Origin of the sequence: Pedobacter petrophilus (assembly GCF_009674725.1) — a bacterium.
Taxonomy (GTDB): Bacteria; Bacteroidota; Bacteroidia; order Sphingobacteriales; family Sphingobacteriaceae; genus Pedobacter; species Pedobacter petrophilus.
Genome location: NZ_WKKH01000012.1, coordinates 75,603 through 97,081, shown reverse-complemented (window position 1 = coordinate 97,081; position 21,479 = coordinate 75,603). Strand labels below are relative to the sequence as shown.

The 21,479-nt window shown below is 37.9% G+C and carries 20 protein-coding genes; 11 read left to right on the top strand and 9 right to left on the bottom strand.

Annotated elements, in window-relative coordinates:
* Nucleotides 1–34: 34 nt before the first annotated feature.
* Nucleotides 35–358 (bottom strand): heavy metal-binding domain-containing protein, encoded by a 324-nt coding sequence (locus GJU39_RS10025; RefSeq protein ID WP_090497467.1) that lies wholly within the window; start codon nucleotides 356–358, stop codon nucleotides 35–37.
* A gap of 231 nt (nucleotides 359–589) precedes the next feature.
* Between GJU39_RS10025 and GJU39_RS10020 the strand changes: the two genes are divergently transcribed.
* On the top strand, nucleotides 590–3,622 hold the full coding sequence (locus GJU39_RS10020) for a VIT domain-containing protein (RefSeq protein ID WP_154280654.1): 3,033 nt from the start codon (nucleotides 590–592) through the stop codon (nucleotides 3,620–3,622).
* 101 nt (nucleotides 3,623–3,723) lie between these two features.
* Here the strand turns inward: GJU39_RS10020 and GJU39_RS10015 are convergent, their stop codons facing one another.
* Nucleotides 3,724–4,245 carry a 5' nucleotidase, NT5C type gene (locus tag GJU39_RS10015; protein ID WP_167515672.1) on the bottom strand — a complete coding sequence of 174 codons (522 nt, stop codon included), beginning with the start codon at nucleotides 4,243–4,245 and terminating at the stop codon, nucleotides 3,724–3,726.
* Nucleotides 4,246–4,388: 143 nt separating this feature from the next.
* Here GJU39_RS10015 and GJU39_RS10010 point away from each other — a divergent pair, with 143 nt between their 5' ends.
* The 6 genes from GJU39_RS10010 (at nucleotide 4,389) to GJU39_RS09985 (ending at nucleotide 9,120) form a co-directional block, all read left to right on the top strand.
* The gene (locus tag GJU39_RS10010; protein ID WP_154280653.1) at nucleotides 4,389–4,949 is read left to right on the top strand and encodes a 30S ribosomal protein S16; all 561 of its coding nucleotides are present in this window, start codon (nucleotides 4,389–4,391) and stop codon (nucleotides 4,947–4,949) included.
* Between the two features lie 166 nt (nucleotides 4,950–5,115).
* On the top strand, nucleotides 5,116–5,643 hold the full coding sequence (rimM, locus tag GJU39_RS10005; protein ID WP_154280652.1) for a ribosome maturation factor RimM: 528 nt from the start codon (nucleotides 5,116–5,118) through the stop codon (nucleotides 5,641–5,643).
* A 43-nt stretch (nucleotides 5,644–5,686) separates the two neighbouring features.
* Nucleotides 5,687–6,307, top strand: a complete 621-nt coding sequence (locus GJU39_RS10000) for a hypothetical protein (RefSeq protein ID WP_154280651.1) — start codon at nucleotides 5,687–5,689, stop codon at nucleotides 6,305–6,307.
* 348 nt (nucleotides 6,308–6,655) lie between these two features.
* The gene (trmD, locus tag GJU39_RS09995) at nucleotides 6,656–7,330 is read left to right on the top strand and encodes a tRNA (guanosine(37)-N1)-methyltransferase TrmD (protein ID WP_154280650.1); all 675 of its coding nucleotides are present in this window, start codon (nucleotides 6,656–6,658) and stop codon (nucleotides 7,328–7,330) included.
* A 137-nt stretch (nucleotides 7,331–7,467) separates the two neighbouring features.
* On the top strand, nucleotides 7,468–7,815 hold the full coding sequence (rplS, locus tag GJU39_RS09990) for a 50S ribosomal protein L19 (protein WP_154280649.1): 348 nt from the start codon (nucleotides 7,468–7,470) through the stop codon (nucleotides 7,813–7,815).
* A gap of 129 nt (nucleotides 7,816–7,944) precedes the next feature.
* Nucleotides 7,945–9,120 (top strand): mechanosensitive ion channel family protein, encoded by a 1,176-nt coding sequence (locus GJU39_RS09985; protein ID WP_154280648.1) that lies wholly within the window; start codon nucleotides 7,945–7,947, stop codon nucleotides 9,118–9,120.
* 72 nt (nucleotides 9,121–9,192) lie between these two features.
* Here GJU39_RS09985 and GJU39_RS09980 read toward each other — a convergent pair whose 3' ends face one another.
* The 3 genes from GJU39_RS09980 to GJU39_RS09970 are packed head-to-tail and all read right to left on the bottom strand — an operon-like array spanning nucleotide 9,193 to nucleotide 12,652.
* Nucleotides 9,193–9,852, bottom strand: coding sequence for a phosphatidylserine decarboxylase family protein (locus GJU39_RS09980; protein ID WP_154280647.1), 660 nt, complete (start codon nucleotides 9,850–9,852; stop codon nucleotides 9,193–9,195).
* A 52-nt stretch (nucleotides 9,853–9,904) separates the two neighbouring features.
* Nucleotides 9,905–10,447: a hypoxanthine phosphoribosyltransferase gene (gene hpt, locus GJU39_RS09975; RefSeq protein WP_154280646.1), complete on the bottom strand. Its 543-nt coding sequence runs from the start codon at nucleotides 10,445–10,447 to the stop codon at nucleotides 9,905–9,907.
* A 51-nt stretch (nucleotides 10,448–10,498) separates the two neighbouring features.
* On the bottom strand, nucleotides 10,499–12,652 hold the full coding sequence (locus GJU39_RS09970) for a transglycosylase domain-containing protein (RefSeq protein ID WP_154280645.1): 2,154 nt from the start codon (nucleotides 12,650–12,652) through the stop codon (nucleotides 10,499–10,501).
* A gap of 131 nt (nucleotides 12,653–12,783) precedes the next feature.
* Between GJU39_RS09970 and GJU39_RS09965 the strand changes: the two genes are divergently transcribed.
* From GJU39_RS09965 to GJU39_RS09955, 3 genes are read left to right on the top strand one after another with little or no spacing between them, the layout of a single operon-like run.
* A complete protein-coding gene (locus GJU39_RS09965; protein WP_154280644.1) occupies nucleotides 12,784–13,860 on the top strand; it encodes an Mrp/NBP35 family ATP-binding protein in 1,077 nt (358 codons plus the stop codon).
* A gap of 34 nt (nucleotides 13,861–13,894) precedes the next feature.
* Nucleotides 13,895–14,140, top strand: a complete 246-nt coding sequence (locus GJU39_RS09960; RefSeq protein ID WP_154280643.1) for a NifU family protein — start codon at nucleotides 13,895–13,897, stop codon at nucleotides 14,138–14,140.
* A gap of 52 nt (nucleotides 14,141–14,192) precedes the next feature.
* Nucleotides 14,193–14,831 (top strand): peptidase associated/transthyretin-like domain-containing protein, encoded by a 639-nt coding sequence (locus tag GJU39_RS09955; RefSeq protein WP_154280642.1) that lies wholly within the window; start codon nucleotides 14,193–14,195, stop codon nucleotides 14,829–14,831.
* A gap of 667 nt (nucleotides 14,832–15,498) precedes the next feature.
* On the opposite strand, the gene def is transcribed toward GJU39_RS09955, so the two are convergent.
* From def to GJU39_RS09935, 4 genes are all read right to left on the bottom strand, one after another.
* A complete protein-coding gene (gene def / locus GJU39_RS09950) occupies nucleotides 15,499–16,059 on the bottom strand; it encodes a peptide deformylase (RefSeq protein ID WP_154280641.1) in 561 nt (186 codons plus the stop codon).
* A gap of 102 nt (nucleotides 16,060–16,161) precedes the next feature.
* Nucleotides 16,162–17,394 (bottom strand): M16 family metallopeptidase, encoded by a 1,233-nt coding sequence (locus tag GJU39_RS09945; protein WP_154280640.1) that lies wholly within the window; start codon nucleotides 17,392–17,394, stop codon nucleotides 16,162–16,164.
* A 26-nt stretch (nucleotides 17,395–17,420) separates the two neighbouring features.
* Entirely contained in the window at nucleotides 17,421–17,873 is a 453-nt protein-coding gene (locus tag GJU39_RS09940) for a hypothetical protein (protein ID WP_154280639.1), read from the bottom strand.
* A 121-nt stretch (nucleotides 17,874–17,994) separates the two neighbouring features.
* Nucleotides 17,995–20,145 (bottom strand): S9 family peptidase, encoded by a 2,151-nt coding sequence (locus GJU39_RS09935; RefSeq protein WP_154280638.1) that lies wholly within the window; start codon nucleotides 20,143–20,145, stop codon nucleotides 17,995–17,997.
* A 200-nt stretch (nucleotides 20,146–20,345) separates the two neighbouring features.
* Here GJU39_RS09935 and proB point away from each other — a divergent pair, with 200 nt between their 5' ends.
* A complete protein-coding gene (gene proB / locus GJU39_RS09930; RefSeq protein WP_154280637.1) occupies nucleotides 20,346–21,425 on the top strand; it encodes a glutamate 5-kinase in 1,080 nt (359 codons plus the stop codon).
* Nucleotides 21,426–21,479 lie beyond the last annotated feature (54 nt).

Here is a 21,479-nt window from a genome sequence, read left to right as displayed (position 1 = left end):
TCTTGTTTTGCTTAGTTTCGCAATAAGCAATATCTTAATCTGCTAAAATAACAGCAGTTCCATTGGCGCTTACCATTAACATGCTTCCGCCGCTGCCAACTGTTTCATAATCTAAGTCTACACCAACAATTGCATTGGCACCTAGAGCAGCAGCATATTGTTGCATCTCATTTACTGCGGTGTCTTTACCCTCTCTTAACACGCGTTCATAAGAGCTTGATCTTCCGCCAACAATATCGGTAATGCCGGCAAATAAATCTTTAAAAATATTTGCCCCGATAATGGTTTCTCCCGTAACAAGGCCAATATATTTTATAATTTTTCTGCCCTCAACTGTAGGCGTTGTGGTTACTAACATAGTTTGTTTTTTTAATATTAGAATAGCACACATGTAAAATGTTACAATTTTTTTAAAAACATATATTAAGCCTATAAGAACGATAATTCAGGCACACGATTTTGAATTTTTTAAATGCCTCAAAAGTATTTTTTAAATAGCTAATAGCTATTTACATAAAACTGGTCAGTGGTATAAAATATATTTATGTAATTATTTAAATTTTTGCATCACTATATAAAACCTAAAGTGATGAGACCATCTAAAACTTTCCTTCTTCTCCAATTGCTCTGCTTATTTTTTTATGCACAAGCACAAATGCCTGTCTTAAAGGTTCAGCAAGCCCAAACAAATGAGCAAAAACAAGCCGTTAAGCTTCAGAAACTAAGTATTGATGTGCAGATTACAGGAAATATTGCCACTACGGTAATGACCATGACCTTCCATAACAGCAGTAATCGGATTTTGGAGGGAGAACTAACCTTTCCAATGCCGGAAGGTGTAAGCATCAGTCGTTATGCATTAGACATTAATGGCAAAATGCGAGAGGCTGTTCCGGTAGAAAAAGCAAAAGCAACTGAAGTTTTCGAAAGTATCGAACGCCGGAGAGTAGATCCGGGTTTATTAGAAAAGGTAGAAGGAAATAATTTTAGAACCAGAATTTACCCATTGCCTGCAAATGGAGAAAGAACAATAATTGTAGGTTATGAAGAAGAATTAGGCTTTTATAACGGAAATATTTTAAAATACCATTTGCCCCTGGATTACAATCAGCCTATTGAAAAATTTTCGTTAAAAACCACGGTTTATGAAAGTATCATAAAGCCGGAATTAGCTGAACAGCCTGATGGAGCTTTTAATTTAAAAGCTCATGGAAACACATACATAGGTGAGGTTAATAAAACGAATTATCAACCAAAAAATGGCTTAACCATAAACCTGCCCAAGCGCAGTGATTTACCTGAAGTTCAAATGCAAAAAGCATCTAATGGCTATTATTTTCTGGTGAATGTTTTTCCTGAATCTCAAAGCAGGGCAAGACAATGGTCTAATCAAATTGGCTTAATCTGGGATTGTTCTTTAAGTGGCTTGCAGCGTGATAGAAAGAAAGAGATTGAACTTTTAGATCTGCTTGTTAAGCAAAAACAAAACCTTAGCATTCAATTGGGATTATTGAATAATGGCTTTAAAACTGGCGGAACTTTTAATATTGTCAATGGAAATTGGTCTGCCTTAAAGGATAAGTTGGAGAAAATAGTTTATGATGGCGGCACAAATTTCAGTGCCATTAATTCGCAGTCTTTCCGGGCGGATGAATATATTTTTTTCAGTGACGGGCTATCAACTTTTGGCAAGAATACCGTTTCGCTGGATAAGCCGGTTCATTGCATCAATTCAGCATTAAAAGCTGATTATAGCACTTTAAAATACATCAGTTTGAAAACAGGCGGACAATTCGTAAACCTGAATGCCAGCTCCATTTCCGATGCATTTAAACAATTGAATCAGGAGAATCTGCAATTTATAGGGATTAAAAACGGTTCAGATATTCGCCAAACCTATCCCTCCATGCACGTAAATGTGAATGGACATTTATCCGTTGCGGGGATATTAAATGGCTTAAATACCGAGTTTATATTGCAGTTTGGCTATGGCTCCACGGTTGTTTCAGAACAAACTATTCGCTTAAATGCAACCGAGCATGCTTTAAGCAGCATTGATATCAGCCGTGTTTGGGCGCAAAAGAAAATTGCAGAAATGGATATTCAGTATGAAGCAAACAAGGAAGATATTAGCGGCCTGAGTAAACAATTTGGCATTGTAACCAGAAATACCAGTTTAATCGTATTGGAAAATTTAGCTGATTATTTGCGGTATGATATCATTCCGCCCGTTGAATTACGGCAGGACTATGAGGCTGCTTTGAAACAAAGGAGAATTGATCTTCAGGAGAAAAAAACAGATTTGTTAAATGCAGCAGTTGAAATGACCAAACAGTTAAAAACCTGGTGGAATACTGATTTTTCGTATAAAGCACCAATGAAAAAGAAGGAAGATTATCCGGTACCTCTTGTAAACAATCCAGTTAGTGGAAATCCGGCAAGTGCACCTTCAAGATCAGTTGCATTGCCGCCTCCACCAGTAAGAACAAAGGCAAATCAGATTGATAATCTGGATATGATTAGCGGCGAAGCCTTAAATGATGTGGTGGTTGTAGGTTACGGAGCACAAACTAAAAGAATGGAAACCGCAAGCGCGACGACCCTTGTGCTTCGGGAAGTAAGTAGGGCAAGCGAACCATTGCAGGGACGAGCTGCTGGTTTAAGTATTAATCAATCAAACGTAAAAAGGGTTGTTGCGCCAGCTCAGCCAACCATTGTTATCCCAGAGTTTAAAAGTGATCAGGATTATATGAAAATCCTGGTTGGAAAACCCGATAGTGCTTATCTGGCTTATCTAAAGATGCGTCCGGATTATATCAGTACAACAATGTATTATTTTGATGTAGCCAATTGGTTTTATCAGCAAAAGGATAGTGTAAGGGCATTAACTATTTTAAGCAATATTGCTGATCTGGATTTGGAAAATGCCGATTTATATAAAACTTTAGCTTATAAATTGAAGCAAACCGGAAATTATGCATCAGAGATTTTTGTGACGGAAAAGATTTTACAATGGCGGCCAATGGATGCACAAAGTTATCGGGATTATGCTTTGGCACTGGCTGATGATGGTCAGTATCAAAAGTCTTTGGATCAACTATATAAAGTTTTAACGCAAAGTTATAATACCCAAATAGCAGATCGCGATCAGGGCATTGAGGAAATTATCATTTCTGAAATCAATAACCTTATTTCCAGACACGGGGCAAAATTAAATACCAGAAATATTGATAAAAGATTGATTCAACCTTTACCCGTTGACATCAGAGTGGTGCTGAACTGGAACAAAAACGATACGGATATCGATTTGTGGTTAACTGACCCAGCAGGAGAAAAAGGTTATTATGGCAATGCAAAAACTCAAATTGGAGGTAGAATAAGCAATGACTTTACTGCTGGTTATGGCCCGGAACAATTTATGGTGAAGAAAGCCATTAAAGGCAAATATAAAATTGAAGTGAATTATTACGGAGATCGGCAGATCAATATCAGCGGACCAACAACTGTAACAGCAGAAATTTACACAAATTATGCAATAGGTAAGCAGCAGCGAAAAGTGATCGTTTTACCCTTAACCTCTGCAGATAAAGGCGGAAATTTAGTTGGAGAATTTAATTTTTAAAGGATAGATTTTAGGTGTTGTCAACTTAAATAGCCGCTTGGCTAGAAAGTTGACAACGCCTTTATAACTAAATATTTCGCTGTAGTGCAGTCAGTTGGTAGCTAAAGTAATAAGCCAGCAACTTCTTCCCAGGTATTTACACGTTCGTATTCGGTAATAAGCAGGTTGTGAGGTGAGGTAAATAGTAAAGGTCTGCCCACAAAATTGACAAAGTTTTTAGTTCGGTCGTCAATCATGATATCAGTACTCACAATTTTATTTCCGCAGAACATGATGTGTTGCCAATCGATGAACGGAAAATGCTCGGCCATCCAATCGTATTTATCTACCAGAGAATTTCTAAACTCCATTGCAGCAGAAACAATATACACATCATATTTCTCTTGCAAGGCCTTAATTACACGCGGGCTATCTGGTATCACTTCTAAATCGCGAAAAAAGCCTGGTTCATTAATATATTCGAACCATTTTTGATTTACATCTTGAGGAACATGGTGATATATTTCGTTTCCGGCATCAATTTTTAAATTTAAAGGAACGTTGTAATCTCTGTTATAAAGCTTAATGAATTTGCCAACCGCGTCGGCAATTACCTCATCCATGTCTATCGCTATTTTTTCCATTTGGGATCTGCTAATGTTTTGAGCAAATCTCCTGAAAATAAAGAAATTAAACTATGTTTTTAATTTACAGTATTTTAGTTATCTTTGCAGCCCCGCAGTATGTAGCTCCGGGAACTATGTTGAATACATAAATACGAAAAACAATGGCAACTAAAATCAGATTGCAAAGATTCGGTAAAAAAGGAAAGCCTTTTTTCCATGTTGTGGTAGCAGATTCCCGCTCTCCACGTGATGGTAAATTCATTGAGCGTTTAGGTTCTTATAACCCAAACACCAATCCTGCTACTATCGAAATTAACTTCGAAAAAACTTTAGCTTGGGTTAACAGTGGTGCACAACCAACTGATACAGCTCGTGCTATTCTATCTTACAAAGGCGTTTTATACAAAAAACACTTGGAAGGTGGTGTTAAAAAAGGTGCTTTAACACAAGAACAAGCTGACGAAAAATTCACTGCTTGGGTTGATGCTAAAGCTGGTAAAATCTCTGGTAAAACAGAAGGTTTAGCTACTTCTAAAGCAGATGTGCGTAAAGCAGCATTAGCAGCAGAGGCTAAGAAAAAAGAAGACAGGGCAGCAGTAATTGCAGCTAAAAATGCACCAGTTGCAGAAGAAGTTGTTGAAGAAGAAGCTCCAGCTGTTGAAGCTGAAGCAACTGAAGAAGCACCTGCAGCAGAAGCAACTAAAGAAGAAGGAGCAGAATAATTTTAATTATTTTGATTCAAAAATAGCGTTTCGGTTTCGGAGCGCTATTTTTATTTAAAAGAGATTTTGATACATATAATTCGTCATGCTGAATTTATTTCAGCATCTTTTTGATGATTAAGACCCTGAAATAAATTCAGGGTGACGGCTGAATATTAGGGGTTTTATGAAACACGAAGAAGCATTTTACGTAGGTTACGTTACCAAAACCCGGGGTTTAAAAGGAGAAGTTCAGATATTTTTTGAGTTTGATGATTATGAAAAGCTTGAATTTGATGTGGTTTTTGCTGATATGAATGGGAAGCTTGTGCCCTACTTTGTTGCAGAGTCGAAATTGCAGGTCAATAAAACAGGCTACTTCAATTTTGATGATGTTGATCATATTGATAAAGCACAGCCGCTTCTAAAAAAGAAACTGTATCTGCCGTTAAGCCAAAAACCAGAGCGTGATGAAAGTGAATTTTTCTATACTGATTTGAAAGGCTTTATAGCGGTTGATGAAACGCTGGGTGAGCTTGGTGAAATTATCGAAGTAAACGAATATCCTCAGCAATTTATCGCAAGGGTTTTGTATAAGGAAACAGAAATTCTTTTTCCTTTAAATGAAGATTTTATTGTAGAGATTGATGATGAAGGAAAAATTTTGACGGTTGATTTACCAGAAGGCTTGCTCGATATTTATTTAGCACAATAAAATCAGCCGTAAAACTTTCCGCACAAATTTCCGTTGAAGTTTTATGAGGTGCTTATTGATTGCAATTGTTGCCGTATTTCTTTTTACCGGCTGTAACCAAAGCCGAGAAAATAACTCGTCTAAAGATCAATCTACTTCTGCTCGTTTTTTGCAAAAGAAAACGCAGAAAGATTCTATTGAGATCGTTGCTTCAAAAGCTTTAGCAGCCCTGAAAATGAAAGATTATGCTGTATTTGCGTCACTTTTTCATCCAACAGAAGGTGTTCGTTTTTCGCCTTATGGCTTTATTGATCCCACCCATAAAAAAGTTTTAGCAAAAGATTTCTTAGAAGCCATAGTTAAAAACTGGACGCTAACCTGGGGGCATTTTGACGGCAGTGGAGAGGCCATTAAAATGAAAGTTAAACCCTACATTGAGCAGTTTATTTACAATGCAGATTATCTGCATGCAAAGCAGAAAAGCTTCGATTCTTTTATCGGGCAGGGAAATACGATTAATAACCTGAAAGAAACCTACCCTCAGCTTCATTTTACCGAATATTATTTCAAAGGAACCAATGAAAAATATCGTGGGCTCGACTGGACCAGTTTGCGCTTTGTTTTCAAAAAATATGAAAATGCATATTACCTCGTTGCTGTAGTGCACGATCAATGGACGATTTAAAAATTATTAAATTCATATAAATACCGGTGTAAATCGTTAATCTAAAACTAACCGGGTTAATATATTCAACACATCTATCAAGCTTCGCCGCATACGCCCTCAAAGGGAGACAATATGCTGATTACTATGGCCTTAGTGATGATCAAAAGCCTCGAAGTTTAATGGGGTTGTGATGGGAGAAGGAAGTAATCGCCTCTGGCGGGCTAGTGAATAAGTAAAAGTGAATATTTTAATTAACAATAGGCACAAGGATCTGGTAAATAGATTCTGATCGGCTATTTTAGTGATACGTATGGTAAAATTTGCCTTCAGACTATAGACTTCAGACTAAAGACTTAACTTTGCGCTATGCGTTTCGATATTATAACAGTTCTGCCTGCTTTATTAGAAAGTCCATTTGCCCATTCTATTTTACAGCGGGCGCAAAAAAAAGGTATTGCTGAAATTTTTGTTCATAACCTGCGGGATTACTCGACCAATAAGCAAAAAAGTGTAGATGATTATCAATACGGCGGCGGTAGTGGCATGGTAATGAGCATTGAACCTTTCGCGGCATGTATAGAAAAGCTTCAGGCTGAAAGGAAATATGATGAGGTCATATTCATGAGTCCTGATGGTGTTACGCTTAATCAGAGCACCGCTAACGAATTATCTATTAAAAATAACATCATTATCCTTTGTGGCCATTATAAAGGGATAGATCAACGCATTCGGGATCTTTTCGTTACGCGTGAGATCTCTGTTGGTGATTATGTGCTGAGTGGCGGAGAATTACCAGCTGCAATTGTGGTAGATGCCGTGGTGCGTTTAATTCCCGGTGTTTTGAATGATGAAACCTCTGCCCTTTCTGATAGTTTTCAGGGAGAGTTATTAGATGCACCGGTTTATACCCGTCCGGCAGATTGGAAAGGCCATAAAGTACCTGATATTTTATTAAGCGGACATGAAGCGAAAGTGAACGAATGGCGGCACGAACAGGCTTTAGAGCGGACAAAACAACGTCGTCCAGACCTTTTGGAATAAAAGAGTTTACACAGGCTTAATGTGGATTTCTAAAAGATTGTGGAAAAAATTAAATTAGTTTTTTTAATTGAAAAAAAATCCCTAATATTGCAATCCGAATTTCACGGGTTGAAATATCGATTTAATAGCTTAAAATCATGGATTTAGTAAAATTTGTTGAAGAGCAGGCCATCGCGAAAAAAGATTTTCCTGCGTTCAAGTCTGGCGATACAGTGAGCGTACACTATAAAATTCGCGAAGGTAATAAAGAACGTATTCAGATTTACCAAGGTGTTGTTATCCAACGTAACAGTGCTGGTGCTAACGAAACTTTTACGGTTCGTAAAATGAGCAACGGTATTGGTGTTGAGCGTATTTTCCCTTTTAACTCTCCAAACATTGAGAAAGTTGAAGTGAATAGCCACGGTAAGGTTCGTAGAGCGAAATTATTCTACTTACGTGCTTTAACTGGTAAAGCTGCTCGTATCAAATCATTGAGAAAATAATATTCTTTATTATAAGATATAGCCTTCACGATTAATTTCGTGGAGGTTTTTTCGTTTAAGCCATTCTGTTAAAAGAGGCCTTGCAGACCTTGTATCATTGCCTAAAATTATGTTTAAATTTGTTTATATATGTTAAACGCTGCATTTTTCGAACAGGTGTTCTGGGGTAATACAGTAAAGTCTTATTGTCTGTTCGCTGCGATCCTTTTTCTGGGGATCATTTTAAAGAGGGTTATTTCGAAACTGCTTAGTAAGCTTCTTTTTAAGCTTTTCAAAAACTTTTCGCAGCAAGCTCATGATGATGCCTTTGTCGCTTTGCTTATTAAACCCATTGAGGTTTTTATTCAGTTAACTACGTTGTATCTGGCCATTAATCAATTACAACACCCACTAGAAGTAGCCGTATTTCATTATGGAAAGCTTGTCGGAAAAGTAAAGATATCCGTTCCGGTGAGCTTAGGTGATTGTATCGACAGAATATTTCTGTTCATGATTATCCTTTCTGTTTTTTGGATCTTTTTAAGGATCATTGACTTTATCAGCCATGTTTTACTGTTCAAAGCATCACTAACGAGTAATAAATCAGATGATCAGCTGGTGCCCTTTTTAAAAGAGCTCTTTAAAACCTTAATCATTTTCATAGGTTTCTTTACGCTTCTGGGTTTTGTTTTCGAAGTTAATGTGCTTACATTGATTACCGGCTTAGGCATTGGTGGGATTGCAATTGCACTTGCTGCTAAAGAAAGTTTGGAAAACCTGATTGGGTCATTCACCATTTTTCTGGATAAGCCTTTTGTCGTTGGAGATTTGGTTAAGGTAGATGGCGTAGAAGGGACGGTTGAGAAAGTTGGATTCAGAAGTACCAGAATTCGCACCTCAGAGCGCACCATGGCCACAATCCCTAACCGTGGAATGATAGATGGTGTACTGGAAAATCTCTCGCTTAGAAATTCCCGGAAGGTAAACTTTACTATTGGATTAACTTATGAAACCACGGCAGAATCTGTAAGACGGATTGTCACCGAAATTGAAGCTTATATCAATAGCCACGAAGGTACAAGCGGTGATGGAACGGCCTCGTTTAAAAGCTTTGGAGATTCTGGATTAATCGTGGAGATTAATTATTTCGTAACGATATTAAACAACGATACCTTTTTGGATATCCGCCAAGAAATTAACCTCGAAATTATGGATATAGTGATGCGTAATCAATCAGATTTTGCTTATCCTACCCAACGTTTAATCAGTGACCGGCCATTGACCACAGACGCAGAAAAGGAAGTAGGAAACGATGCGACAGATTAATGAATTCTATCTAAAAGAAAACCCCGATTCGAAAATAGTTCCGAATCGGGGTTTTTAGCTTATATGTGTGGGTTAACTTAAGGTTGCAAGCGTTGTGATGCCGCCTTTTACTACCTGATTAAGTTCAACGTTAACTTTTGTTCCAACAGGCAGAAAGACATCAACCCGGGAGCCAAATTTTATAAAACCGAATTGCTCAGTTTGTACCACCTGGTCTCCTTCTTTTACATACCAAACAATTCTGCGGGCCAAAGCGCCTGCAATTTGACGGAATAAGACCGGTACGCCGCTTTTATGCTCTACAACAGTTGTTGTACGTTCGTTTTCTGTAGATGATTTTGGGTTCCAGGCAGCTAAATATTTTCCAGGATGGTATTTAAAAAATTTCACTACACCAGAAATTGGGTTTCTGTTGATGTGTACATTAACAGGCGACATAAAAATGGACACCTGTAAGCGTTTATCTTTAAAGTATTCGCCTTCTTCTGTTTCTTCTATTACCACTACTTTTCCATCTGCAGGACAAATTACCAGCGTTTCTCCTGCGGAAAAACTGCGGCCGGGGTTTCTGAAAAACTGTAATACAATTATGAATAAAGCGGCAGAAAAAATATAAATAAACCAGCGTAACCAGGTAATGTCATAGTATTTATAATCAACAACGGCATTGATAACGAAAATGAGTAAAATGGTTATGGCTATGGTAGTATAGCCTTCTTTGTGTATGGTCATTGTGTAGAATTATTCGGCAAAGGTGCAAAAAATAAATTAATCCACTTAAAAATTATGCCTCAGTAGCCCTGTAAATATCTATCAGGTTTCTTCCCAAGCCGTTATAATCTAATCCATAACCTACAACAAATTCATTGGGGATTTCGAAACCAATGTATTCTAAATCATCAATATCATATTTTAATGCGGCTGGTTTTAACAGTAATGAAGCGACCTTAACTGAAGCCGGATTTTTTTCTTTTATTGTCTTGAGAATGTGCGTTAACGTTAAACCGGTATCTACAATATCTTCAACAATAATAATGTCACGGCCTTCAATATTTGTTGGCAAACCTATTAATTCTTTAACCTGACCAGAACTAGATGTACCTTCGTATGATGCTACCCGCATAAAAGTAATTTCGCATGGAATGTTAACTTCTTTAATTAAGTCGGCCATAAACAGAAAACTCCCGTTTAGCACGCCAACAAACAAAGGACACTTATCTTCATAATCCACATTAAGCTGAATGCCCATCAGGCGGATCCGTTTATTGATGATATCGTTATCTAAAAAGATTTCAAATTCCTTATCCTCTACCTGTATTTTATGCATGTTATATTTAAAATTACTAATGGCTTGTTTAAAAGACTAAAAGCTGATCGATTAATTTCCGTTTTCCAGTTCCTTTTCCCGTTTTCGCTGCTCTCTCCGTTCTTGTCTTAACTGTTTTTTCGATTTCGTAGTAGTATCGGCTTGTTTAACACTTGAAGAATCTTTCTTGCTACCACCAAAAATACGATCAAAAAGGTTTTTATTGTTATCCTGCATAATTACAGGAGGCATTCCTTCATCATCCTCCTCACCGTCAAATGCCGCGGTATCAACAGCTGCGGTATCGGGCGCTAAATACTGGCGTAAACCTTCTCGTAAACGAACATTGTAAAAACCATAACCGGCTGTATCAGCAGGCGTTAATCCCCTTCTGGCCATAATATTCCCCATGAATCTGAAATAGTTGAACATATAGGGCTTCAAGCCGCCACCAGCCATAAATTTGTACATGGATGCTTTAGGTTTTGGAACAATACTGGCTAAGAATAATCCATCACCTATGGTTAAATCAGCAGGTTGTTTGCCAAAATAATACCTGGATGCTTCTCCTATTCCATAGATGTTTTTCCCTAACTCCATGATATTGAAATAGACTTCCAGCATTCTGTTTTTGCTTACTAGGTGATTGTGTTCGATTAACCAAACGATCAGGATTTCTTCCGCTTTGCGGGCTAAAGTTTTCTGACGGCTTAAGTAAACGTTTTTAACCAGCTGCATACTGATGGTACTTCCGCCACGCTTAAATTTCTTTTCTTTATAATTTACCGCGATGGATTTTCGAATCGACTCTTCTACAAAACCGTTGTGTGTAAAAAACGATGGGTCTTCTGCAGTTAGCACCGCATTGATAAAGTTTTTAGAGATTTGATTTAATGGTGTGAAGTTAGGATTTGATGGTCCGATGGTAATGTCCCGCATCGGTTTACCATACTCATATGGCGTATATACGAATGGACTGTTAATTTTTTGAAGATCTGTTTTTCCCCATTTTGTAATTTTAAAATCAACGGGTGTTAAAGTAGAGTTAAAGCGGACGCTATCAGGCGTTTTGGTATCTAAATAAAAGTTTAGATTGTACTTTACTTTTCCCTGTACTTTTAAACCCTCCAAAGATTCAAATAACCCTTGTGGAAATGCATCGAGAACACCCTGTGCATCTTGCTCTTCTGCGGTGAGTTTCAGCTCATAGATCTTATTTTTTCCTAAAGTATATTTTACGTACGGATGGATTTCGGCCGTTTTCAGGTATGCTGTTGAGCTGCTGTCTAAAGCAATGTAATTCGGACCAACCAAAATATCGGCATCCAATTTTGCACTTTGTACAATGATATCGTTCGAAGCAATGCGAGGTTGGTTAATCAGCATATTTTTAACCGACCATGAACCTGAGATTTTATAATCATTGCCACTATATTTTGCGTTTTTCAACTCTGTTTGAAGGGTATCAAAACTTAATTTGGCGTGTAATTTATTGTTAAGATAAGGTAATTCAAGCTTCTTCCCATCCGCATAAGCAGTAAAGCTTAATTCTTTACTTCCAGGGTTTACGTAACCATCTACATGCCAGGTAGATTCTCCGTTATTAACGTTAATGGTTGATTTCAAATCGCCCCCATCAATCACAGCTGCAGTGGCAAAGCTAAGTTGAGCAGTATCGTGATCGTTAAATTTGAAAACCATGTTTTTCATATCCATATCATCAGGGATTTTATATAAAACCTGATTCAGAATATTATTGGCAATCTCCGCCAGATTCGATTTTCCCTTATTCTCGGTACTGTCTTTTTTCTTTCTCTTTAAAATGAAATCAATATTGGTGGTAGAATCTTTCAAAACCACGCTTACAAAACCATCGCTCATCTCTACTTCCGATAGTTTAACATTGCCAAAAATCAAAGGGAACAGTTTCACACCTACGCTGAGTTCTCCTATGCTGGAAAGTGTATCGCGTTCTTTAGGAACTACAGATATTGCAGTCATTTTTACCGTACTCAATCCTGTAAATCCGGCGGAGCCAATCTTTACTTCCAGGCCATAATCTTTATCAGCCTTTGCTATCGCTTTGGCCATCATTTTCTTTAAGAGGGCTTCTCTTTTAGAGTAGGCAACAGCGCCCAATGAGATACAAACAATTAAAAAAACACCCAAAACCCAGGCTCCGATTTTTAAATATTTTTTGGGGATCTTGATTTTTGGTATTCGCATATGGTAGTTAAAATGGTTAATTGCTTAAACGTAACAATTAAATGTTTATTTCGTGTTAAAATTACAGTTTAAAAGCCTAAATAAAAGTATTTGTGGCTATGTTTTGTTAATTTTGGATTTAAACTGATACAATGCAAATTAGCCCGCAACAAGTTTTAGATGCGCTTAAAAATGTAGAAGATCCGGATCTGAAAAAAGATTTGGTTACGCTAAACATGATTAAGGATTTAAAAATTACTGATCACCTCGTAAGTTTTACACTGGAGCTTACTACGCCTGCCTGTCCGATGAAGGAGATGCTCAAAAACGCCTGTACAAATGCCATAAAGCACTTTGTATTTGCAGAGGCTGAGGTAGCGATTAATGTTACTTCAAGAGTTACTCAACCAACTAATTCATCATCATTAGATAACATCAAAAATATTATTTTAGTTTCTTCAGGAAAAGGTGGCGTTGGGAAATCTACCGTATCAAGTAACCTGGCAGTAGTGTTGGCGAAAGATGGTGCAAAAGTGGGCTTAATAGATGCTGATATTTATGGTCCGTCAATACCAACCATGTTCGGTTTGGTAGATGCAAAGCCCGGTGCAGAAGAAACGGCAGATGGAAAAACGAAGATTATTCCAATAGAAAAATACGGAATTAAACTTCTGTCGCTGGGTTTCTTCGCAGATCCTGGTCAGCCGGTGCCCTGGCGTGGACCCATGGCTTCAAACGCTGTGAAGCAATTATTTAATGATACAAACTGGGGTGAACTGGATTATTTAATTGTAGATCTTCCACCGGGAACGGGCGACATTCACATCACCATTACGCAAAGTTTCCCTATTTCGGGAGCGGTTGTGGTAACCACACCTCAGCAGGTTGCGCTTGCCGATACGCATAAAGGACTGGCAATGTTTAAAATGCCGGGAATTAATATTCCGATTTTAGGTGTGGTGGAAAACATGTCTTACTTTACGCCGGAAGAATTACCGGATAACAAGTACTACATTTTTGGTAAGGGTGGTGGAACTAAGCTTGCAGAGCGATTCGATGTGCCGTTTTTAGGAGAAATTCCAATTATCCAAAATATTTCTGAAGCCGGAGATAATGGCAAACCGGCAGCACTAAACCAAAATCCTTTGTTGGATGTTATATTCGGAGATATTGCAAGTAAGATTGCACAACAGATATCCATCAACAATGCGCAAATGGTGAATTGCTAAAAAATTACTATTTTTATATTTTAAAAAACTTATAATGAATTTAACAGAGCAAGTAGAACAGGCATTGGAAACTATAAGGCCATATTTAAAGGCCGATGGAGGTGATGTTTCTGTTGAAGAAATTACAGCTGAAGGTACCGTAAAGCTGAAGCTATTGGGGAACTGCGGTTCATGCCCAATGAGTTTCATGACCATGAAATCGGGTATAGAGCAGGCGATTATGAAAGCTGTACCTCAAATTACTTCGGTGGTTGCCGTGAATATGGCAGAGCAAGATTAGCTTTAACACTATTTAACAAGGAAGTTTTATTTTTAAAATTACTTTTGTCACAATGAGATATTGTGTAGCCCTGATTTGCTTATTTTTTTCTATTGCCAGTTTTGCACAGCAAAAGCCGGCCCGGGAAAAGCTTATCCAATTTTCAGGGATTATTACAGATATTGATAGTGCAAACGTAATTCCATATGTTACCATTACTAATCTTTCAGCAAAAAGTAAACGTATTGCTGCAGATTACAGGGGCTATTTTACTTTTATCGTAAACCCTGGTGATACCATTTTATTTACCGCAATTGGTTACAAGAAATTTTCTACGGTTATTCCGGAAGGAACACCTGATAGTAAGTATACCATTATGGTTAAACTAAAATCTAACGTAATTGATTTGCCTTCTGTTCGTGTTTTTCCCTGGGCAACAACAGAAGAATTTACACGTGAGTTTCTCTCTATGAAACTCGCCGATGATGATATGGCCATCGCTAAAAAGAACCTCTCCAGGTCATCAATCGATGGATTGATCCAAACTTTACCTCGTGACGGGCAGGAAATCGGCAGTCAGAATTACCGTTACAACTTCGATAGGATGATTAACAAAAATATGGTGCAAACCAATCCGCTGTTAAACCCTTTCGCCTGGGGTAAGCTGATGCAGCAGATTTTTGACGGGGATAAGAAGAGGAATGAGAATTGAGTCGTTAGTTCTGAGTCGTTAGTCTGGAGTCCTGGGTGCTTAGCTAACCCATGGTTTAAAGGCAATTCATATTAAAATTGTTGATGAATATTACTTGAGTCGTGAGTTCGGAGTCGTTAGTCTGGAGTCCTGGGTGCTTAGCTAACCCATGGTTTTAAAGGCAATTCATATTTTAATTGTTGATGAATCTTACTTGAGTCGTGAGTTCGGAGTCTTTAGCCTGGAGTCCTGGGTGCTTAGCTAACCCATGGTTTTAAAGGAAACACCTATCTAAATCGGTTGTGAATCTTACTTGAGTCGTGAGTTCGGAGTTGTTAGTCTGGAGTCCTGGGTGCTTAGCTACCCCATGGTTTCAAAGGCATTTCGTATCTAAATCGGTTGTGAATCTTACTTGAGTCATGAGTTGTTAGTCTGGAGTCCTGGGTGCTTAGCTAACCCATGGTTTTAAAGGCACTTCATATCTAAATCGGTGATGAATCTTACTTGAGTCGTGAGTTCGGAGTCATTAGTCTGGAGTCTTGGGTGTTTAACTCACCTATAGTTCTAAAGGTCTCATAATCTAAAATTAGTGAAGTTATGAGTTCGGAGTCCTGGGCGTTTTAGCCTAGGTGTAAGGGCATAAAAAAAGGGAAAACGTATTCATTTCCCTTCCAGTATTTTATTAAAATTATCTCTTCTTACTCTTATTTGGAAACTTCATTTTGTATTCTGTATTGATATTCCCTTTTGAAATGGCATCCAGTTTACTTTTGAGCATCGTTTTACGCAAAACACTTACTTTGTCTGTAAACAGTTTTCCTTCAATGTGATCATATTCATGTTGAATTACACGAGCCGGCATACCATCAACATCATCTGTATGTTCTACGAAGTTTTCATCCAGGTACGTGATTTTGATATTTGGTTTGCGGGAAATATTCTCACGAATGTCAGGAATGCTTAAACACCCTTCATTAAAAAACCAGGGTTCGCCGGTTTCTTCTACAATTTTTGCATTGATAAAAACCTTTTTATAACCAGGTGTGCCATCCTCGTCTTCACCTATATCTACAATAAATAAGCGAATTGGTAAGCCAATCTGAGGAGCAGCCAGGCCAACACCATTTGCGTAATACATGGTATCAAACATGTCGCTAATGAGCTTTTGTAATTCTGGATAATTTTGATCAATATCGGTACAAAGCTTTTTTAAAACCGGGTCTCCGTAAGCAACTATAGGTAATTTCATTCTGTAATATTTTTTTATTCACCGGTTAATTTTTGCCTGAAACAAGGGCAAAAATCGGGGAATACTGTCAAGCCAATGATGTGATTTCTACAAAAATAACAATTATTCTGCTATTGGCGAGAAAGTAAAGATGTTAAGCTTTTCGATAGCTAAAACATCGTCAGCAATTTGAGCAATTTCTTGCGTGGTAACATTATTAATTTTATTAAAAACAGTTTCAAGAGAATCAATTTTATTATGGTCAATTAAACTTTTTGCCATTGAAATGATCAGGCCGATTCTGTTCTCTTCTCCTAAAGCAATCTGACCGATAAATTTGTTTTTAGCCTTTAGTAATTGAAGGTCGTTCAAAGGCTTTTTCCTTAATTTTTTAATTTCCTTGAAGATTAAAGACAAGGCTTTGGCTTGTTTTTCTTTGTCTGTTCCGAAATAAATCGAAAAAATCCCCGTATCACTCAACGGCGAAAAATTAGATTCAATGGTATAGGCAATTCCGTATTTCTCTCTAATCTGGAGGTTCAAAACCGAGCTCATTCCATTGCCGCCGAAATAGTTATTCAGCAGCATTAAACCCACTTTTTCGTTTTGATGAGCAGAATAAGTTTGCGTTCCTAATATGCAATGTGCCTGCATAATGGGTTTATAAATGGTTGTGGTTGTAGGTTTTAAAATAGCTGGTTTTATTCGATGTAGCGTTGGCGTATTTTCTTCAACATCTCCAAAGTGTTTGGTACCTTTCTTCACTACGCTGTTAAAACTATAATTCCCGATCACCGCCACTACAATTTCATTGGTTCGGTAGTTTGCTTTCCTGAAATTGATCACGTCTTCACGGGTGAAACTTTGTACAGAATCTGTAGTGCCGAGAATGTTATTGCCAAGTGGATTCCCCGCAAAAAGCAAGTCTTCAAAATCATCATTTATAGCTTCTTCCGGCTGATCTAAATAAGATGCAATTTCATCCAGAATTACGCTTTTCTCCTTATCCATTTCATCTTCCGGAAAAGTAGAATGGAAAATAATATCGTTAAAAAGATCTAAAGTGCGATCTAAATAAGGGTTTAAAAAAGAAGCATGAACGCAGGTATATTCTTTGGTAGTATAGGCATTTAAATCTGCGCCTACACTTTCTAATCGATTTAAAATCTGATTAGTACTGCGTTTCTCCGTACGTTTGAAGATTAAATGTTCGATGAAATGAGCTAAGCCAGCTTTGTTTTCAGTTTCATCGCGTGAGCCTGTATTAATAATGATGCAGGCATGAGATATGGCTGAAGCCGATGGCACATGCAACAAGCGAATGCCGTTCGGTAAAGTGTGAACATTGTATTCCATTAGCAGGCAAAGATACGGCTAAATGATTACAATGTTTCGGTATCAGGATATTGCAATTGTAAAGCAGATATCAATTTATCTTTTGTTGGCCGGTTGCGGATAAGAAAAATCAGGTTGACAGCAGCAAAAATTAAAAAGAATGCATTATATGAAATGAAAGAACCAACCAGATTGAAAAGGGCACCGGCTTGTAACAATGCTGCGCTAACAATAAATGCGGTGTGGTATTGGGTTATTTTTAGATCAACTGCAGCTGTTTTGTCTATTTTTGATATCAAAGTTTTAAAAGCAATGATGCTGACAGAGATGGTAATTAGCCCAACAATTGGAAATATTGGATTGTAGGGTGCTGTGTTAGCAGGATTAGCATCAAAATAAAGGTAATCTTTATTGAGGAGGGTCGTTACCGTGGCAAACAGAAATACGGAAAAACATAGCGCAAGATGAATGATTTGAAGCTGTTTTAATTTAGAATTCATTTTAAGATAGAATATGTGTTTTATTAATTTTTGATCTACGGATTGTATATTTTGCCAAAGACGAATGTTAAGCCTGTTGAAAGTAGCTGAAATTTCAACAGGCTTAACATTAAATAAGTGCTTACTTTGTTATTCCTTCCAGTTTAAAGAAGAAAGCGTAACCTAAGGCTTCTTCTTTAAGGTAATCAAATCGACCAGATGCACCACCATGGCCAAATTCCATATTGGTTTTTAAGAACAGTACATTTTGATCCGTTTTCATTGCTCTTAACTTCGCCACCCATTTTGCAGGTTCGAAATATTGCACCTGGCTATCGTGCAAACCAGTAGTCACTAACATATTGGGGTAAGCTTTTTTCTCCACGTTTTCATATGGAGAATAACTTTTCATATACTCGTAAGCATCTTTTTTCTTTGGATTTCCCCATTCATCAAACTCATTGGTGGTTAGTGGAATACTTTCATCCAGCATAGTGTTTACCACATCAACAAATGGCACATCTGCAATTACACCGTTCCATAAATCAGGCGCCAGATTCACAACCGCTCCCATCAATAAACCACCTGCGCTTCCGCCATTAGCATATAAATGGCCTTTAGATGTGTATTTTTGGTCTATAAGGTATTCGCCGGCCGCGATAAAATCAGTGAAAGTGTTTTTCTTTTTCATCAATTTACCATCTTCATACCATTGGCGTCCCATCTCTTGTCCGCCGCGGATATTTGCAATAGCAAAAACGAAACCCCTGTCTAACAAGCTTAACCGAACGGAAGAAAAATAAACATCAGAATTTGATCCATATGAACCGTATCCATAAAGTAGCAAAGGCGATTGACCATTCTTTTCAAAACCCTTCTTGTACACCAATGCAACAGGGATTTTAGTGCCATCTTTTGCGGTGGCGAAAATACGTTCTGTTACGTAATCTTTAGGGTTATAACCCCCCACAACCTCTTGCTGTTTCATCAGCTTTTGTGTTTTCTTCTCCAGGTCATAATCATAAACCGAGCTTGGGGTAGTTAACGAGGTATAAGAATAGCGCAGGTTTTTGCTGTCATATTCCGGGTTTGCGCCCACGCCGGCATCGTAGGCTGGTTCATCAAATTTGATGTAATAATCACCCCCGCTTTTCTTAAGCACACGCAATTCGGTTAAGCCGTTTTTACGTTCTGATAAAACAGTATAATCTTTAAACTCCTGGGCGCTTTCTAAAAGTACATCGGTGCGGTGTGGAATTACTTCTTTCCAGTTTTCCTTTTCCGTTTTATCAAGCGGGCACTCCATCAGCCTGAAATTTTTGGCTTTCCAATTGGTTAAGATTAGAAACTTTCCGTCAACAGGCATTACATCGTAAAGCACATCTTTAGAACGGGCAGCAAAAACTTTAAAAGCATCCTGAGGACGATCAGCATCAATCATTTTATATTCTGATGTTAAAGTACCCTGTGAAGCGACGAAAATATACTTTCCGTTTTTTGATTTCCCAACACCAATATAATTCGTATTGTCTTTTTCATCGTAAACGACTACATCCGTTTTCGCATCAGCGCCAAGCGTATGTTTTTTTATCTTTTCGCTTAACAGGGTAACGGGGTTTTTTGAAGTATAAAACAATGTTTTATTATCGTTTGCCCAGGCGCCCGGCCCCTCGGTATTGGTAATCGCATCTTTATAAATTTCACCGGTTTCGAGGTTTTTCACCTGAATGGTATATTGCCTGCGGGAAACTTTATCTACACCAAAAGCCAATAATTTATTATCAGGGCTTACTTTAAAGCCCGTTGCGCTGAAGTAAGAATGTCCTTTTGCCATTTCATCTACATCAAGCAGCACTTCTTCAGGAGCAGTTAAACTTCCTTTTTTACGGCAATATTTGAAATATTGTTTACCATCTTCAGTACGGGAATAATAATAATATCCATTTTTGAATGAAGGTACAGATTCATCTTTTTCCTTAATCCGGCCTTTCATCTCCTTAAATAAATCAGCCTGAAAAGCATCTGTACTCTTCATCATCTCCTCGAGATATTTATTTTCAGCCTTCAAATAATCAACCACCCTGGTGCTGTCCGCGCCTTTTTTGAAGTAATCAATCATCCAGTAATAATTATCCACCACTGTGTCGCCGTGGATACTACGTTTATGCGGAATAATTTCCGCCACAGGTGCCTTTGCATCCGGCCATTTTATAGGTTCCATTTCTTTTTTTTGAGGATTATTACAAGCTGAAATTGCGCCAAGCAAAATCAGCGAAGGTATAATACGTTTCATGTTTGGTTCAGGGTTAGGTGATGGCAATTTAATGAAATAGTTTATTAGTTCAATGGTCAATTAGTAGAGAGATGGTTTGCCAAGCTCCTGTTACCAAATTGATTTTGCCATTTTAGCAAAAATCCATTATGCCTATAGATAATTATCTGTATTAATAAAATAGATGTTAAATTGCCAAAACAAACGGTGCTGGTATAATAATGAAATTAGGGTATAAAAAAATAATAGTTAAAGTTGGGTCGAATGTAATTACACAGGCGAACGGATTGCCAGATGAAGCAAGAATTAATCATTTGGTGGATCAGTTGGCAGCAATAAAAAAGCAAGGCATTGAAGTGATCTTAGTTTCTTCCGGTGCCGTTGCGGCAGGCAGAAGTTTAATTAAAGTTTCTGAAAAGCAGGATGCAGTTACCACCCGACAATTATTAGCCGCAATTGGCCAGGTAAAACTGATTAATACCTATTCTAATTTCTTTGCTGTACACCAGATTAAATGTGCCCAGGTACTGGTAACTAAAGAAGATTTCCGCGATCGTGCCCACTACCTGAACATGAAAAATTGTATGCAAATCTTATTGCAAAACGATGTGATTCCGGTAGTAAATGAAAACGATGTGGTTTCTGTTACGGAGCTGATGTTTACCGATAATGATGAGTTGGCAGGGCTAATTGCTTCAATGCTAAATGCAGATGCACTAATTATTCTCTCAAATGTAAATGGAATTTATAACGGCGATCCTAAAATGGAGGGTTCAAAAGTAATCGAAGAGATTTCTGGTCCGGTTTCTAACCTGGCTTCGTTTATTCAAACCGGAAAATCTCAGTTTGGCCGGGGCGGGATGATCACAAAGTCGACCATGGCGCAAAAAGTAGCTAAACTCGGAATCACTGTTCATATTGCAAATGGCACAGAGGATGATGTGTTGATTGCGCTGCTTAACAAGGAGTTAATTCACACACGATTTGTTCCGGAGAAAAGTAAGTCAGGGAAGAAAAAATGGATTGCACATTCAGAGACAGCAGCAACTGGCATTGTCAAATTAAACGATGGAGCGAAAACAGTTCTCACTTCTGGCAAAGCAACCAGCTTATTACCCATTGGGATTATTGAAATTCAGACAGATTTTTTAAAGGGTGATGTTATCAAAATTGTGGATGAACAGAATACCTTAATTGGCTTGGGAATTGCAGAATACGGTTCTGATAAGGCGAGAGAAAGAATCGGCCAGAAGAAACAGAAGGCTCTGGTGCATTATGATTATTTTTATTCGGCGATATAACTGAGGTTTAACCGCAAAGAACGGAGAGATAAGGTGCAAAGAAACGCAAAGCTA

Bases quoted from the DNA above. Each gene is read 5' to 3' on its own strand.
- GJU39_RS09980 (WP_154280647.1), bottom strand. From the start codon at position 9,852: ATGACCATACACAAAGAAGGCTATACTACCATAGCCATAACCATTTTA.
- GJU39_RS09985 (WP_154280648.1), top strand. From the start codon at position 7,945: ATGTTAAACGCTGCATTTTTCGAACAGGTGTTCTGGGGTAATACAGTA.
- hpt (WP_154280646.1), bottom strand. From the start codon at position 10,447: ATGCATAAAATACAGGTAGAGGATAAGGAATTTGAAATCTTTTTAGAT.
- GJU39_RS09960 (WP_154280643.1), top strand. From the start codon at position 13,895: ATGAATTTAACAGAGCAAGTAGAACAGGCATTGGAAACTATAAGGCCA.
- rimM (WP_154280652.1), top strand. From the start codon at position 5,116: ATGAAACACGAAGAAGCATTTTACGTAGGTTACGTTACCAAAACCCGG.
- GJU39_RS09935 (WP_154280638.1), bottom strand. From the start codon at position 20,145: ATGAAACGTATTATACCTTCGCTGATTTTGCTTGGCGCAATTTCAGCT.
- def (WP_154280641.1), bottom strand. From the start codon at position 16,059: ATGAAATTACCTATAGTTGCTTACGGAGACCCGGTTTTAAAAAAGCTT.
- GJU39_RS10010 (WP_154280653.1), top strand. From the start codon at position 4,389: ATGGCAACTAAAATCAGATTGCAAAGATTCGGTAAAAAAGGAAAGCCT.
- GJU39_RS10020 (WP_154280654.1), top strand. From the start codon at position 590: ATGAGACCATCTAAAACTTTCCTTCTTCTCCAATTGCTCTGCTTATTT.
- GJU39_RS09970 (WP_154280645.1), bottom strand. From the start codon at position 12,652: ATGCGAATACCAAAAATCAAGATCCCCAAAAAATATTTAAAAATCGGA.
- GJU39_RS09940 (WP_154280639.1), bottom strand. From the start codon at position 17,873: ATGAATTCTAAATTAAAACAGCTTCAAATCATTCATCTTGCGCTATGT.
- trmD (WP_154280650.1), top strand. From the start codon at position 6,656: ATGCGTTTCGATATTATAACAGTTCTGCCTGCTTTATTAGAAAGTCCA.
- proB (WP_154280637.1), top strand. From the start codon at position 20,346: ATGAAATTAGGGTATAAAAAAATAATAGTTAAAGTTGGGTCGAATGTA.
- GJU39_RS09945 (WP_154280640.1), bottom strand. From the start codon at position 17,394: ATGGAATACAATGTTCACACTTTACCGAACGGCATTCGCTTGTTGCAT.
- GJU39_RS09955 (WP_154280642.1), top strand. From the start codon at position 14,193: ATGAGATATTGTGTAGCCCTGATTTGCTTATTTTTTTCTATTGCCAGT.
- GJU39_RS10015 (WP_167515672.1), bottom strand. From the start codon at position 4,245: ATGGAAAAAATAGCGATAGACATGGATGAGGTAATTGCCGACGCGGTT.
- GJU39_RS10000 (WP_154280651.1), top strand. From the start codon at position 5,687: ATGAGGTGCTTATTGATTGCAATTGTTGCCGTATTTCTTTTTACCGGC.
- GJU39_RS09965 (WP_154280644.1), top strand. From the start codon at position 12,784: ATGCAAATTAGCCCGCAACAAGTTTTAGATGCGCTTAAAAATGTAGAA.
- GJU39_RS10025 (WP_090497467.1), bottom strand. From the start codon at position 358: ATGTTAGTAACCACAACGCCTACAGTTGAGGGCAGAAAAATTATAAAA.
- rplS (WP_154280649.1), top strand. From the start codon at position 7,468: ATGGATTTAGTAAAATTTGTTGAAGAGCAGGCCATCGCGAAAAAAGAT.